This window comes from Pseudomonas sp. CGJS7, from assembly GCF_036961695.1.
Genome location: NZ_JBAMDI010000116.1, coordinates 22259 through 36165 on the forward strand (window position 1 = coordinate 22259; position 13907 = coordinate 36165).

Annotated in this window: 13 protein-coding genes and 1 tRNA gene; all 14 read right to left on the reverse strand. The window is 65.3% G+C overall.

Annotation, left to right across the window (positions count from 1 at the left end):
- Positions 1-37 precede the first annotated feature (37 nt).
- The 14 genes from V7787_RS41500 to V7787_RS41565 all read right to left on the reverse strand — a co-directional run bounded on the left by V7787_RS41500 (position 38) and on the right by V7787_RS41565 (position 13743).
- On the reverse strand, positions 38-1555 hold the full coding sequence (locus V7787_RS41500; protein ID WP_336093403.1) for an NADH-quinone oxidoreductase subunit M: 1518 nt from the start codon (positions 1553-1555) through the stop codon (positions 38-40).
- 19 nt (positions 1556-1574) lie between these two features.
- Complete coding sequence (gene nuoL, locus V7787_RS41505; RefSeq protein ID WP_336093405.1) at positions 1575-3707, reverse strand: NADH-quinone oxidoreductase subunit L; 2133 nt, start codon at positions 3705-3707, stop codon at positions 1575-1577.
- Between the two features lie 5 nt (positions 3708-3712).
- On the reverse strand, positions 3713-4039 hold the full coding sequence (gene nuoK, locus V7787_RS41510) for an NADH-quinone oxidoreductase subunit NuoK (protein ID WP_031370871.1): 327 nt from the start codon (positions 4037-4039) through the stop codon (positions 3713-3715).
- The gene (locus tag V7787_RS41515) at positions 4036-4683 is read right to left on the reverse strand and encodes an NADH-quinone oxidoreductase subunit J (protein ID WP_336093407.1); all 648 of its coding nucleotides are present in this window, start codon (positions 4681-4683) and stop codon (positions 4036-4038) included. The genes nuoK and V7787_RS41515 overlap by 4 nt, the downstream gene beginning before the upstream one ends.
- Positions 4684-4691: 8 nt before the next feature.
- Positions 4692-5180 (reverse strand): NADH-quinone oxidoreductase subunit NuoI, encoded by a 489-nt coding sequence (gene nuoI / locus V7787_RS41520; RefSeq protein WP_336093409.1) that lies wholly within the window; start codon positions 5178-5180, stop codon positions 4692-4694.
- A gap of 17 nt (positions 5181-5197) precedes the next feature.
- Positions 5198-6262, reverse strand: a complete 1065-nt coding sequence (gene nuoH / locus V7787_RS41525) for an NADH-quinone oxidoreductase subunit NuoH (protein WP_336093411.1) — start codon at positions 6260-6262, stop codon at positions 5198-5200.
- A 15-nt stretch (positions 6263-6277) separates the two neighbouring features.
- Positions 6278-8524 (reverse strand): NADH-quinone oxidoreductase subunit NuoG, encoded by a 2247-nt coding sequence (nuoG, locus tag V7787_RS41530; RefSeq protein ID WP_336093413.1) that lies wholly within the window; start codon positions 8522-8524, stop codon positions 6278-6280.
- The gene (gene nuoF, locus V7787_RS41535) at positions 8521-9891 is read right to left on the reverse strand and encodes an NADH-quinone oxidoreductase subunit NuoF (protein WP_336093415.1); all 1371 of its coding nucleotides are present in this window, start codon (positions 9889-9891) and stop codon (positions 8521-8523) included. The genes nuoG and nuoF overlap by 4 nt, the downstream gene beginning before the upstream one ends.
- Before the next feature lie 11 nt (positions 9892-9902).
- Positions 9903-10430: an NADH-quinone oxidoreductase subunit NuoE gene (nuoE, locus tag V7787_RS41540; RefSeq protein WP_336093417.1), complete on the reverse strand. Its 528-nt coding sequence runs from the start codon at positions 10428-10430 to the stop codon at positions 9903-9905.
- 67 nt (positions 10431-10497) lie between these two features.
- Positions 10498-11808 (reverse strand): NADH-quinone oxidoreductase subunit D, encoded by a 1311-nt coding sequence (locus V7787_RS41545; protein WP_336093419.1) that lies wholly within the window; start codon positions 11806-11808, stop codon positions 10498-10500.
- Entirely contained in the window at positions 11808-12542 is a 735-nt protein-coding gene (locus tag V7787_RS41550) for an NADH-quinone oxidoreductase subunit C (RefSeq protein ID WP_336093421.1), read from the reverse strand. Before V7787_RS41550 ends, V7787_RS41545 begins: the two co-directional genes overlap by 1 nt.
- Entirely contained in the window at positions 12539-13126 is a 588-nt protein-coding gene (locus tag V7787_RS41555; RefSeq protein ID WP_336093423.1) for a NuoB/complex I 20 kDa subunit family protein, read from the reverse strand. The genes V7787_RS41550 and V7787_RS41555 overlap by 4 nt, the downstream gene beginning before the upstream one ends.
- Positions 13117-13473: an NADH-quinone oxidoreductase subunit A gene (locus V7787_RS41560; RefSeq protein WP_057942707.1), complete on the reverse strand. Its 357-nt coding sequence runs from the start codon at positions 13471-13473 to the stop codon at positions 13117-13119. The genes V7787_RS41555 and V7787_RS41560 overlap by 10 nt, the downstream gene beginning before the upstream one ends.
- Positions 13474-13658: 185 nt before the next feature.
- Positions 13659-13743: transfer RNA gene (locus V7787_RS41565), tRNA-Leu, on the reverse strand.
- Positions 13744-13907: the final 164 nt, after the last annotated feature.

The window sequence follows — 13907 nt, forward strand, 5'->3', positions numbered from 1 at the left end:
CTTCCACTCACTTCTGCGCGGGCAAAGCCCGTGCGCTTTACAACTTGCTGGCGACGATCTGACTGGCGAGGTTGGCGATCGCCGGTTCCATCAGGTCGGTCAGCGGCTTGGGCCACACGCCCAGCACCAGCACGCCGACCGCGAACACGCCCAGCACCAGCGCTTCGCGCGGGTTGATGTCTTCCATCTCGGCGACGTGGGCATTGCCCACCTCGCCCCAGATCACCCGCTTGACCAGCCACAAGGTGTAGCCCGCGCCGACGATCAGGGTGGTCGCGGCGCCCACGGCGACCAGCGGATGCTGCTGGAACGCGGCCAGGATCACCATGAACTCGCCGACGAAACCCGAGGTGCCCGGCAGGCCGGAGTTGGCCATCGCGAACAGCACCACGAACGCGGCGAACCAGGGCATGACGTTGGCGACGCCGCCGTAGTCTTTGATCATGCGGCTGTGCATGCGGTCGTAGAGCACGCCGACGCAGGTGAACATCGCGCCCGACACGAAGCCGTGGCTGATCATCTGCACCATCGCGCCCTGCAGGCCCAGACGCGCCGCGTCGGTGCCGTGGGCGTCGCCGTTGTGGACCAGGTAGAAGGCGATGAAGGTGCCCAGGGTGACGAAGCCCATGTGCGAGACCGACGAATACGCGATCAGCTTCTTCATGTCTTCCTGGACCAGCGCGACCAGGCCGACGTAGATGATCGCGATCAGGCTCAGCGCGATCACCAGCCAGGCGTACTCGTGGCCGGCGTCGGGCACGATCGGCAGGACGAAGCGCAGGAAACCGTAGCCGCCGATCTTCAGCATGATCGCGGCCAGGATCACCGAACCGGCGGTCGGCGCCTCCACGTGCGCGTCCGGCAACCAGGTGTGCACCGGGAACATCGGCACCTTGACCGCGAAGGCGATCAGGAAGCCGAAGAAGATCCACATCTGCTCGGTCGCGGTCAACGACAAGGTGTACATGTCGGCCAGCTGCCAGCTGCCGCCCTTCAGGTACAGGTAGATCAACCCGACCAGCATGAACACCGAGCCGAGGAAGGTGTACAGGAAGAACTTCACCGACGCGTACACGCGGCGCGGGCCGCCCCACACGCCGATGATGATGAACATCGGGATCAGCATGCCTTCGAAGAAGACATAGAACAGCATCGCGTCCAGCGCCGAGAACACGCCGACCATCAGGCCTTCGAGGATCAGGAACGCGGCGTAGTACTGGCTGACGCGCTTGTCGATCGAGGTCCAGGCGCTGATCAGCACCAGCATCGAGGTCAGCGTGGTCAGCGCGATCAGCGCCGCCGAGATGCCGTCGGCGCCGAGGTGGTAGCGGATGTCGTAGGCCGGAATCCAGGCGCGGTCTTCTACCAGCTGCATGCTCGCGCTGGTGAAGTCGGCGTGGGTGAACATCATCACGCTGCAGCCGAGGGTGATGATGGCCACCACCAAGGCGAACCAACGCGCGGCGTTGGCGCGTTCGTTGCCGAACGCCAGGGTGGCGAAACCGCCGAGGATCGGCAGCCAGATCAGAATGCTAAGCAAGGGCACGGGGCTCACGTCGGGTGTCCTTGTCGAATTAGTGCCAGAACCGGATGACGACGGCGAGCAGAGCAATCAGGCCGATGATCATCGCGAAGGCGTAGTGGTAGAGGTAACCGGACTGGACCCGGCGGGTCAGGTTGGCGATGAAGCCGACCAGACCGGCGCTGCCGTTGACGATCGCGCCGTCGATGACACCGCTGTCGATCGCGCGCGAGGCCTTGCCGATCTTGACGCCGCCGCCGGCGAAGCCGTCGATCCACAGATTGTCCATGCCGTACTTGTTTTCCAGGATGCGGATCGGCAGCGCGAACAGCTTGGCGGCCTTGGCCGGCAGCTCCGGCTTCCACAGGTACATGACCGTGGCCAGGGCGAAGCCCGAGAACGCCAGCCAGAACGCCGGCGCCTGGAAACCGTGCAGGGCGAACGCGACCGGACCGTGCCAGGCTTCCTTGGCCAACTCGGCGACGGTGTCGCGCTCGGGCAACAGATCGATGGCGCCGAGGAAGTACGGCAACTGCTTGATGTGACCGCTCCAGTCGGTACCGAACAGCATCGGACCGGCGGTGAAGAAGCCGATCAGCACCGACGGAATCGCCAGCAGCATCAGCGGCACGGTCACCACCCACGGCGATTCGTGCGGCTCGTGCGGACCGTGGTGGCCATGGTCGTCGTGCGCGTGATCGTCGTGCTTGTGGCCGTGATCGTCATGGGCGTGCGCCGCATGATCGTCGTGGCCATGACCGTGGTCGGCGTGGGCGTCGCGGAAGCGTTCCTTGCCGTGGAAGGTCATGTACAGCAGGCGGAAGCTGTAGAACGAGGTCACGAACGCGCCCAGCAGCACCGCCCAGTAGGCGTACTGCGCGACCCAGGTCGCGTGCTCGCCGTGGGCGACGTGCGCGGCCGCTTCGATGATGGTGTCCTTGGAATAGAAACCGGCGAAGAACGGCGTGCCCACCAGCGCCAGCGTGCCGAGCAGGCTGGTCCAGTACGTGATCGGCATGTACTTGCGCAGGCCGCCCATCTTGCGCATGTCCTGCTCGTGGTGCATGCCGATGATCACCGAGCCCGCGGCCAGGAACAGCAGCGCCTTGAAGAAGGCGTGGGTCATCAGGTGATACACCGCCGCCGAGTACGCCGACACGCCGAGCGCGACGGTCATGTAGCCCAGCTGCGACAGGGTCGAGTACGCGACCACGCGCTTGATGTCGTTCTGGACGATGCCGATCAGGCCGGTCCAGAACGCGGTGGTGGCGCCGATGAACAGCACGAAGTTGAGCGCGGTCTGCGACAGCTCGAACAACGGCGACATGCGCGCGACCATGAAGATGCCGGCGGTCACCATCGTCGCGGCGTGGATCAGCGCCGAGATCGGGGTCGGGCCTTCCATCGAGTCCGGCAGCCACACGTGCAGCGGCACCTGCGCCGACTTGCCCATGGCGCCGATGAACAGACAGATGCAGATCACCGTCGGCAGCGACCACACGATCGGGTGCTCGCCGCCCCAGATCTGGATGGTGCGGTCGGCCAGGGTCGGCGCGTTGGCGAACACGGTGCCGTAATCGAGCGAACCCAGCGCCCACAGCACCGCGCAGATGCCGAGCAGGAAGCCGAAGTCGCCGACGCGGTTGACCAGGAAGGCCTTCATGTTGGCGAACACCGCGGTCGGCTTCTTGAACCAGAAACCGATCAGCAGGTACGACACCAGGCCCACCGCTTCCCAGCCGAAGAACAGCTGCAGGAAGTTGTTGCTCATCACCAGCATCAGCATGGAGAAGGTGAACAACGAGATGTAGCTGAAGAAGCGCTGGTAACCGTCGTCCTCGGCCATGTAGCCGATGGTGTAGACGTGGACCAGCAGCGAGACGAAGGTGACCACCACCATCATCATCGCGGTCAGCTTGTCGACCATGAAGCCGATGTGGGCCTCGTAGCCGCCGATCTGGAACCAGGTGTAGACGTTTTCGTTGAACGGCGCGGCGCCCTGCCCCACCAGCTGCCACAGCACCATCATCGACATCACGCAGCTGGCGGCGACGCCCAGGATGGTGATGGTGTGCGCGCCGGCGCGGCCGACCCTGCGTCCGAACAGACCGGCGATAATCGCGCCGAGCAACGGCGCGAGCACGACGGCGAGCAGGATGGTCTTGGAAATTACGACGGGTTGCATGCCGGTCAGCCCTTCATCGTGTCGATTTCAGCGACGTTGATCGTGCGCCGGTTGCGGAACAGCGTGACCAGGATCGCAAGGCCGATGGCGGCCTCGGCGGCGGCGACGGTCAGGATGAAGAACACGAACACCTGACCGGCCGGATCGGCCAGCTGACGCGAGAACGCGACGAAGTTGATATTGACCGCGAGCAGCATCAGCTCGATCGACATCAACAGCACGATCACGTTCTTGCGATTGAGAAAGATGCCGGCGACGCTGATGCAGAACAGCACCGCGCCCAGCGCCAGATAGTGGCCCAGGGCCAGGCCCGACCCGAAGAATTCGCTCACGGCTTGGCCTCCTGCGCGGCGGGTTCGGCGGGCGCGGCTTCCGCCACCGGCGCCGGCTTCACCGCGTCCATCTTGATCATGCGGATGCGGTCGCTGGCGCGAACGCGCGCCTGCTCGCTGGGATTCTGGTGCTTGGCGCCCGGACGGCGACGCAGGGTCAGCATCACCGCCGCGATCACCGCCACGGTCAGGATCACCGCGGCGATCTCGAACGGCAGCAGGAAGTCGGTGAACAACGCCGTGGCCAGCCACTTGGTGTTGGAACCGCCCGAGGCGTCGGCGGTCAGCGGCGCGGCGATCGAGGCCTTGACCCCGATCAGGGTCAGCATCTCCACCAGCATCACCACCGCCACCAGCAGGCCGAACGGCAGATAGCGGACGTAGCCCTCGCGCAGCGGCGCGACGTCGATGTCGAGCATCATCACCACGAACAGGAACAACACCATCACCGCGCCGACGTAGACCAGGATCAGGGCCACGCCGAGGAACTCGGCGCCGGCGATGATCCAGACGCAGGCCACCGAGAAGAAGGTCAGCACCAGGCTGAGCGCGGCGTGGACCGGGTTCTTGACGCTGATCACGGCCACGGCCGAAAGCGTGGCCGCGGCTGCGAAGACGAAGAAGGCGATCTGGGCGAGATCCATATCAGTACTCAGCGGAAAGCGGCGTCGGCGGCGCGGCGCTCGGCGATCTCGGTTTCGAGACGGTCGCCGATCGCCAACAGCTGCGGCTTGGTGACGATGTTCTGTCCGCGCCGGTCGAAGTGGTATTCGTGGATGTGGGTTTCCACGATCGAGTCGACCGGGCAGGACTCTTCGCAGAAACCGCAGAAGATGCACTTGAACAGGTCGATGTCGTAGCGCGTGGTGCGGCGGGTGCCATCACTACGCTTTTCCGAGTCGATGGTGATCGCCAGCGCCGGGCACACCGCCTCGCACAGCTTGCAGGCGATGCAGCGCTCTTCGCCGTTGGGATAACGGCGCAGCGCGTGCACGCCGCGGAAGCGCGGCGATTGCGGGGTCTTCTCCATCGGGTACATCAGCGTGTACTTGGGCTTGAACAGGTACTTGAGGGTCAGCCCCAGGCCCTGCGCGAGCTCGATCAGGAGCAGGCTTTTGAAATAGGAAACGATGCGAGTCATGTCTAGTCGGCCTGTCCTTACGCGCCCGGCAGGAACACTTTGTAGTACGCCATCACGGCGACCACGCAGATCCAGGCGATGGTGAGCGGAATGAACACCTTCCAACCCAAGCGCATGATTTGGTCGTAGCGGTAACGCGGGAACGAGGCGCGGAACCAGATGAAGCAGCTGGCGAAGAAGAACACCTTGGCCAGCAACCACCACCAGCCGTCGACCGACAGGAAGGGAATGCCCAGGCCCTGGAACGGGCTCAGCCAGCCGCCGAGGAAGAAGATCGCGGTCAGGAAGCTGATCAGGATCATGTTGGCGTATTCGGCCAGGAAGAACAGCGCGAACGCCGAACCCGAATACTCGACCATGTGACCGGCGACGATTTCCGACTCGCCTTCCACCACGTCGAACGGCGCGCGGTTGGTTTCGGCCACGCCGGAGATGAAATACACCACGAACAGCGGCAGCATCGGCACCCAGAACCATTCCAGCGCGCCGGCGTTGCCGGACTGCGCCATCACGATCTCGGTCAGATTCAGGCTGCCGGCGCCGACCATCACGCCGACCATGGCGAAGCCCATGGCGATTTCGTACGACACCACTTGCGCCGCGGCGCGCATCGCGCCGAGGAAGGCGTACTTGGAGTTGGACGCCCAGCCGGCCAGGATGATGCCGTACACGCCCAGCGAGGTCATCGCCAGCAGGTACAGCAAACCGGCGTTGGCGTTGGACAGCACCGCCTTGGCGTCGAACGGCACCACCGCCCACGCCGCGAACGCCGGCGCCAGGGTCAGCAGCGGCGCGAGCTTGTACAGGAACGACTCGGCCTTGGTCGGCTGAATCACTTCCTTGAACAGCAGCTTGAACACGTCGGCGAAGGCCTGAAGGATGCCCATGCCGACGTACATCGGACCGCGGCGCACGTGCATCCAGCCGATCAGCTTGCGTTCCCAGACCACGTAGAACGCCACGGTGACGATCACCGGCATCGCGATCAGCAGGATCTTCAGCACGATCCACGCGACCGCGCCGGCCATGCCGAACGACAGGAAGAACTCGCGAACCGGGTCGACCACTTGGGTGAAGAACATTCCGTCCGCCATGGCTTAAGCCCTCCCCGCCTGCACGCGACCGGCACCGAGCGGCGCGGTGGCGCCATGCCCGCTTTCGATCCACACCGTGCCCGCCGCGACTTTGTCGCTGACCGCGACCGGCAGCGTCGCCGTGCCGGCGCCCGCGCTGAACTTGCCGACCGCGCCGTCGCTGAAGCCCAGCAACGCTGCGTCCTTCGAATTGAGCACCGCGCGCGGTTCCAGGTTGAGCGGATGCGATTGCAATGCCGGCGCGCGGCGCACGGTGGCGTCGCTGCGGTAGATCGCGGTGGAGACCGCGACTTCCAGGCCCTCGCCCGCCAGCGTCGGCGCGCGGCCGGCGGCCGGCGTCACGTTGCGCGGGGCGATGCTCTTGCGCAGGCCGTCGAAATCGGTGAACTCGAAACCCTTCGCGCCCAGTTCGCCGCCGAGCGCGCGCAGCACGCGCCAGCCGGCGCGGGCCTGGCCCGGCAACTTGCCGCCGGCAGTGGCCTGTTGGGCGGTGCCGTCGAGGTTGGTCAGGGTCGCGTCGATTTCCGGCAGCAAGCCGATCGGCAGGATCACGTCGGCGACGGCCTTGGTCGAACGGCAGGCGTAGTGACTGAACGCCACCACCTGGGCCGCGCCGAGCGCGCGCAAGGCGCTTTCGGTGTCGGCGAAATCCAGGCCCGGCTCGATCCCGTAAATGACGTAGGCGCCACGCGCTTCGCTGAGCATCGTGCGCGCATCGCGCGCCGACGGCAGCACGCCGTGCTGGGCCAGACCGACCGCGTTGGCGCCTTGCGGAATCCGGCACAGCCTGGCGCCGGTGGCGGCGGCGAAGGCCTTGGCGGCGGCGCGGATCGCGGCCGCGTACGGGCCGTTTTCGGCCAGCGCGCCGACGATCAGGGCGACGTGATTACCGGCCTTGGCGATGTCTACCAGCGCTTGATCGCCCAGCGCCGCAGCGATCTGCGACGGCGCGACGATGCGCTTGCCGGCGACATCGAAGGTGAAATCGAAATCGACCGGGTTCACCACGTGCACCTTGGCGCCGCGGGTGAAGGCCTTGCGCACGCGCTGATGCACCAGCGGCAGCTCGTGACGCAGGTTGCTGCCCACGATCACCACCACGTCGGCCTTGTCGATCTCGGCGACCGGCATGGCGAAGGTTTCGGCCACGGCCGCGTCGGACAGATCGTGCTGCGAGATGCGGTGATCGAGGTTGCCGGTGCCCGCGGCCTCGGCCAGACGCGCCAGCAGCGCGCCTTCTTCGTTGGACGTCGCCGGGTGCGCGAGCACGCCGAGGTTGTCGCCGCCGTTGTCGCGCAGGATCTGCGCGGCGCGGCTCAGCGCCTCTTCCCAGGACGCCTCGCGCCACTCGCCGCCGTCCCCGCTTCCACTGACACGGATCAGCGGACGCGCGGCGCGGTCTTCCGCGTACAGGCCCTGGTGCGAGTAACGGTCGCGGTCCGACAGCCAGCACTCGTTGACCGCTTCGTTATCGCGCGGCACGGTGCGCAGCACGTCGCCGCGGCGGGTGTGCAGGAACAGATTGCTGCCGAGCGCGTCGTGGTAACCCAGCGATTCGCGCGCGGTCAGTTCCCACGGACGCGCCTTGAACTGGAACACCTTATTGGTCAGCGCGCCGACCGGGCACACGTCGATGACGTTGCCGGACAGTTCGGTGGTCAACGGCTTGCCGTCGAAGGTGCCGATCTGCAGGTTCTCGCCGCGGTACATGCCGCCCAGTTCGTAGGTGCCGGCGATTTCGCCGGTGAACCGCACGCAGCGGGTGCACTGGATGCAGCGGGTCATCTCGGTGGCGACCAGCGGGCCGATGTCCTCGTCGGGCACCACGCGCTTGCGCTCGGCGAAACGGCTGACCGAACGGCCGTAACCCATCGACAGGTCTTGCAGCTCGCACTCGCCGCCCTGATCGCAGATCGGGCAGTCCAACGGGTGGTTGACCAGCAGGAACTCCATCACGTTGCGCTGCGACTTCAGCGACTTCTCGCTGCGCGTGATGACCTTCATGCCGTCCATCACCGGCGTGGCGCAGGCCGGCGCCGGCTTGGGCATCTTCTCGACTTCGACCAGGCACATGCGGCAGTTGGCCGCGATCGCCAGCTTGTCGTGATAGCAAAAACGCGGGATCGGAATGCCGGCCTTGTCGGCGGCCTGGATGATCATCGAACCCTTCGGCGCGGCCATCTCGACGCCGTCGATGAAGACGGTGACGTGGTCGGGCGGCAGGTTGGGATTTACCGGCTGCGCGCTCATGCCGCCACCTTCTTCTCGACCACGGTGCCGGCTGCCTGGTCGTCGACCAGGAACCGCTTATTGACGATCGCGTACTCGAACTCGTCCCAGAAGTGATGCAGGAAGCCCTGCACCGGCCACGCGGCGGCTTCGCCGAACGCGCAGATGGTGTGGCCTTCGATCTGGCCCGCGGCGGCGCGCAGCATCTGCAGATCTTCCAGGGTCGCCTGTTTTTCGGCGATGCGGGTCAGCATGCGGTACATCCAGCCGGTGCCTTCGCGGCACGGCGTGCACTGGCCGCAGCTTTCCTTGAAATAGAAGCGCGAGATGCGCTGACAGGCGCGCACCATGCAGGTGGTTTCGTCCATCACGATGACCGCGCCCGAGCCCAGGCCGGAACCGGCCTTCTGCAGCGAGTCGTAGTCCATCGTGCAGGCCATCATCTGCTCGGCCGGCAACACCTTCATCGACGACCCGCCGGGGATCACCGCCTTGAGCTTGTTGCCGTTGCGGATGCCGCCGGCCATCTGCAGCAGATCGGCGAACGGCGTGCCCAGACGGATTTCGAAGTTGCCCGGGTTGGCCACGTGGCCGGACACCGAGAAGATCTTCGGGCCGCCGTTGTTGGGCTTGCCCAGGTTCAGGAACCACTCCGCGCCGTTGCGCAGGATCGCCGGCACCGAGGCGTAGGTCTCGGTGTTGTTGATCGTGGTCGGCTTGCCGTACAGGCCGAAGTTGGCCGGGAACGGCGGCTTGTAGCGCGGCTGGCCCTTCTTGCCTTCCAGCGATTCCATCAGCGCGGTTTCTTCGCCGCAGATGTAGGCGCCGGCGCCGAGCGCGCCGTAGATGTCGATGTCCACGCCGCTGCCGAGCACGTTCTTGCCCAGCCAGCCGTTTTCGTAGGCTTCCTTCAGCGCCTGCTCGAAATGCTCGAACGGCTCGTGATGGAACTCGCCGCGCAGGTAGTTGTAAGCCACGGTCGAACCGGTAGCGTAGCAGGCGATGGCCATGCCCTCGACCACCGAATGCGGGTTGAAGCGCAGGATGTCGCGGTCCTTGGCCGTGCCCGGCTCGGATTCGTCCGAGTTGCACAGGATGTACTTCTGGGTGCCGCTGCCCTTGGGCATGAAGCTCCACTTCAGGCCGGTCGGGAAGCCCGCGCCGCCGCGGCCGCGCAGGCCGGAGGCCTTGACCGCGTTGATGATCTCGTCCTGCGGGGTCTTCTCGGTCAGGATCTTGCGCAGCGCGCTGTAGCCGCCGGTCTTCAAATAGTTTTCGTACGACCACGGAGTGTCGTAGTGCAGCGTCGTGTAGACGACCTGGTGCTCCTGCGGAGCCGGGCCGACCGGGCCGTAGCCCTTGGAATAATCGTGGTGACCGTGCGCCATCTCGCCCGCCCTCACTTCAAACCATCGAGAAGTTCGTCGACTTTCGTCGCGTCGAGCTTCTCGTGGTAATGACCGTTGACGACGACCACCGGCGCGCCGCAGCACGCGGCCAGGCATTCTTCTTCGCGCTTGAGGAAGACGCGCCCGTCGGCGGTGGATTGGCCGAGCTTGCAGCCCAGCTTCTTCTCGGCATGGGCGACCAATTGCTCGGCGCCGTTGAGCCAGCAGCTGATGTTGGTGCAGAAGGCGACGTTGTTGCGGCCGACCTTCTCGGTCTCGAACATCGAATAGAAGCTCGCCACCTCGTACGCCCACACCGGCGGCAGGCTCAGGTACTTGGCGACCGCGGCGATCAGTTCGTCGGTCAACCAACCGTCGTTCTGCTCCTGCGCGGCGTGCAAGCCCTGCAGCACCGCCGAACGCTTGCGGTCCGGCGGGAACTTGGTCAGCCAGTGGTCGATGTGCGCGCGCGTCTTGTCCGACAATGCCACCATCGGATCGACGTGCTGTGCGGCCTCGAAATTGCCTGTCGCCTTCATTCTTTCTTTCCTCTGCGACCGCACGCCCCTGGCGCACGATCTGGGACAACTTTTTGTGGTTCGACGCTTAGCGGTCGATCTCGCCGAACACGATGTCGTAGGTGCCGATCATCGCCACCACGTCGGCCAACATGTGGCCCTTGACGATTTCGTCCATCGACGAAAGGTGAGCGAAGCCCGGCGCGCGCAGCTTGCAGCGGAACGGCTTGTTGGCGCCGTCGGAGACCAGGTAGCAGCCGAATTCGCCCTTGGGCGCTTCGACCGCGGCATAGGTCTCGCCGGCCGGCACGCAATAGCCTTCCGAGAACAGCTTGAAGTGATGGATCAAGGCTTCCATGTCGTCCTTCATCTCCTCGCGCTTGGGCGGGGCGACCTTGAAGTTGTCGACGATCACGGGGCCGGGATTGGCGCGCAGCCACTTCACGCACTGCTTGATGATCCGGGTGGACTCGCGCATTTCCGCCACGCGCACCAGGTAACGGTCGTAGCAGTCGCCGTTGACGCCGACCGGAATGTCGAAATCGACTTCCGAGTACTTGGCGTAGGGCTGCTTCTTGCGCAGGTCCCAGGCGATGCCCGAGCCGCGGATCATCGGGCCGGTCATGCCCCAGGCCAGGGCCTGCTCGGGCGAGACCACGCCGACGCCGACGGTGCGCTGCTTCCAGATGCGGTTATCGGTCAGCAGGGTTTCGTATTCGTCCACGCGCTTGGGGAAGTCGTCGGCGAACGCGTCGAGGTAGTCGAGCATCGAGCCTTCGCGCCACTCGTTGAAGCGCTTGAGGCTGCCGCCCTTCTTCCACGGCGATTCCTTGTACTTCGGCATCCGGTCCGGCAGATCGCGGTAGACGCCGCCGGGACGGTAGTACGCCGCGTGCATGCGCGCGCCGGAGACCGCTTCGTAGCAGTCCATCAGCTCTTCGCGTTCGCGGAAGGCGTACAGGAACACCGCCATCGCGCCCAGGTCGAGCGCGTTGGAGCCGACCCACATCAGGTGGTTCAGGATGCGGGTGATTTCGTCGAACATGGTGCGGATGTACTGCGCGCGCTCGGGCGCCTCGATCCCCAGCAGGGTTTCGATCGCGCGCACGTAAGCGTGCTCGTTGCACATCATCGACACGTAGTCCAGGCGATCCATGTAACCGATCGACTGGTTGAACGGCTTGGACTCGGTGAGCTTCTCGGTACCGCGATGCAACAGGCCGATATGCGGATCGGCGCGCTGCACCACTTCGCCGTCCATCTCGAGAATCAGACGCAACACGCCGTGCGCGGCCGGATGCTGCGGGCCGAAGTTGAGCGTGTAGTTGCGGATCTCGGCGTTGTTCAGGCCGGAGGTATTGAGATTGATCAACGGCATTTCGCTGGCGGGGCTGCTCATCACTTCACCTCGCGCTGCGCGGCTTCGCCGACTGCGGTCTGGTAGCGCGCGTCGTCGCGGATCACGCGCGGCACGCCGACGCGGGGATCGATCGACACCGGCTCATAGACCACGCGGCGCTTGTCGGCGTCGTAACGCACTTCCACGTTGCCGATCAGCGGGAAATCCTTGCGGAACGGATGGCCGACGAAGCCGTAGTCGGTGAGGATCCGGCGCAGGTCCGGGTGGCCTTCGAACACGATGCCGTACAGGTCGAATGCTTCGCGCTCGAACCAATTAGTGCCGGGCCAAACGACGCTCAGCGAAGCGACCACAGGTAGGTCGTCGTTGTCTGCGAAGGTTTTGAGGCGCACGCGCTGGTTGTGCTGGCACGAGAGCAAATGCGCGACCGCGGCGAAGCGGCGCTCGGGCTTGGAGTCGGCGGCGCCGTTGGGCGATTCGCCCCAACGGAAACGGCCGGCGCTCTTGCCTTCCACGCCGCGCGAGAAGCCTTCCGAGGACACGTCGGTGTCCCATTCGTCGCTGCCGTAGCTGAGGTAGTCCACGCCGCTGACGTCGACGCACTGCTCGAAGCCGAATTCGTCGCGCAGCGCGAGCGCGGCGGCGAGCCATTCGGCCGGAGCGACTTCCAAAGTGATTTCGCCGCGCGGCTCGGCCACGATCACCGCGGCGCCGGCGAAGCGCTCGCTCAGGCGTTGGGCGAGCAGCGTATGGTCGGGAGCGAAGGCGCTCATTCGCGCACGCCCTGCTTGTGATCGCCGAAGTTGGTGCCGCGGCGGATCTTGCGCTGCAATTGCAGGATGCCGTAGACCAGCGCTTCGGCGGTCGGCGGGCAGCCGGGGACGTAGACGTCGACCGGAACCACGCGATCGCAGCCGCGCACCACCGCGTAGGAATAGTGGTAGTAGCCGCCGCCGTTGGCGCAGCTGCCCATCGAGATCACCCACTTCGGGTCGGGCATCTGGTCGTAGACCTTGCGCAACGCCGGGGCCATCTTGTTGACCAGGGTGCCGGCGACGATCATCACGTCGGACTGGCGCGGCGACGGGCGGAACACCACGCCGTAACGGTCCAGGTCCAGGCGCGAGGCGCCGGCGTGCATCATCTCGACCGCGCAGCAGGCCAGACCGAAGGTCATCGGCCACATCGAACCGGTCCGCGCCCAATTCCACAGCGTGTCCAGGTTGGTGGTGACGAAGCCCTGCTGCAGCAGCGGGTTCTCGCCTTCCGGGCGCAGGATGTCGTCGAGGCGGCCTTCCGGGATCGGGTTGTGCATCAGACCCGAGACGGTGTCGCCGACGGTTTGGATCACTCCCATTCGAGCGCTCCCTTCTTCCAGACGTAAACGAAGCCGAGCAGGAGCATGCTGGCGAAAATGCCCATTTCGATCAGGCCGACCACGCCGAGATCTCGGAACACGGTGGCCCAGGGCACGATGAAGATGATTTCCAGATCGAAAATGATGAACTGGATGGCGATCAGGTAGTAGCGCACGTCGAATTGCATGCGCGCGTCTTCGAAGGCTTCGAAGCCGCATTCGTAGGGAGACAGTTTCTCCGCGGTCGGGCGCTTGGGCCCGAGCACATTACCTACTACCAACAGGGCGACGCCGATACCACCGGCGACGATCAGGAACAACAGAGTCGGCAGGTATTCGGCCAGCACGCGGTGTTCTCTCGGCTACTTGTTCGGCTACATGGTCGCGCGTTACCGCGACCTTGGCTTGGCGCCCCCGTGGGCACCCAGTCGTTTGGACGCGCGGCGCGGCCCGCCGTGCGTGCCGCACCTGCGTACCGTGGTGCGAGTTGCGAATTGCTTTGGAGCTTGGGAGTGTTGCGTTGGAATGGATGTGGTGCCCAAAGGGGGACTCGAACCCCCACGACCTAAGTCGCTACCACCTCAAGGTAGTGCGTCTACCAATTCCGCCATCTGGGCACTGCTACCAACCACGCCTTCCTGGCTCGACCCCGCGACCGTGTCGCCGGGCCGATCGGTCATCGCTGACCGGCCCCGCGATCCTGACGGGGCTGAAACTCTATTTTAACCTGTTTATCTCAGCCGCCAGTAGCCGGCTGTTTTGCCGGAGCGGCCGGCTGGGC

Excerpts from the sequence above, each read along its gene's own strand:
- V7787_RS41545 (WP_336093419.1), bottom strand. The coding sequence starts at position 11,808 with ATGAGCAGCCCCGCCAGCGAAATGCCGTTGATCAATCTCAATACCTCC.
- nuoE (WP_336093417.1), bottom strand. The coding sequence starts at position 10,430 with ATGAAGGCGACAGGCAATTTCGAGGCCGCACAGCACGTCGATCCGATG.
- V7787_RS41515 (WP_336093407.1), bottom strand. The coding sequence starts at position 4,683 with ATGGATCTCGCCCAGATCGCCTTCTTCGTCTTCGCAGCCGCGGCCACG.
- nuoH (WP_336093411.1), bottom strand. The coding sequence starts at position 6,262 with ATGTTCTTCACCCAAGTGGTCGACCCGGTTCGCGAGTTCTTCCTGTCG.
- nuoF (WP_336093415.1), bottom strand. The coding sequence starts at position 9,891 with ATGGCGCACGGTCACCACGATTATTCCAAGGGCTACGGCCCGGTCGGC.
- V7787_RS41550 (WP_336093421.1), bottom strand. The coding sequence starts at position 12,542 with ATGAGCGCCTTCGCTCCCGACCATACGCTGCTCGCCCAACGCCTGAGC.
- nuoL (WP_336093405.1), bottom strand. The coding sequence starts at position 3,707 with ATGCAACCCGTCGTAATTTCCAAGACCATCCTGCTCGCCGTCGTGCTC.
- nuoI (WP_336093409.1), bottom strand. The coding sequence starts at position 5,180 with ATGACTCGCATCGTTTCCTATTTCAAAAGCCTGCTCCTGATCGAGCTC.
- nuoG (WP_336093413.1), bottom strand. The coding sequence starts at position 8,524 with ATGAGCGCGCAGCCGGTAAATCCCAACCTGCCGCCCGACCACGTCACC.
- V7787_RS41555 (WP_336093423.1), bottom strand. The coding sequence starts at position 13,126 with ATGGGAGTGATCCAAACCGTCGGCGACACCGTCTCGGGTCTGATGCAC.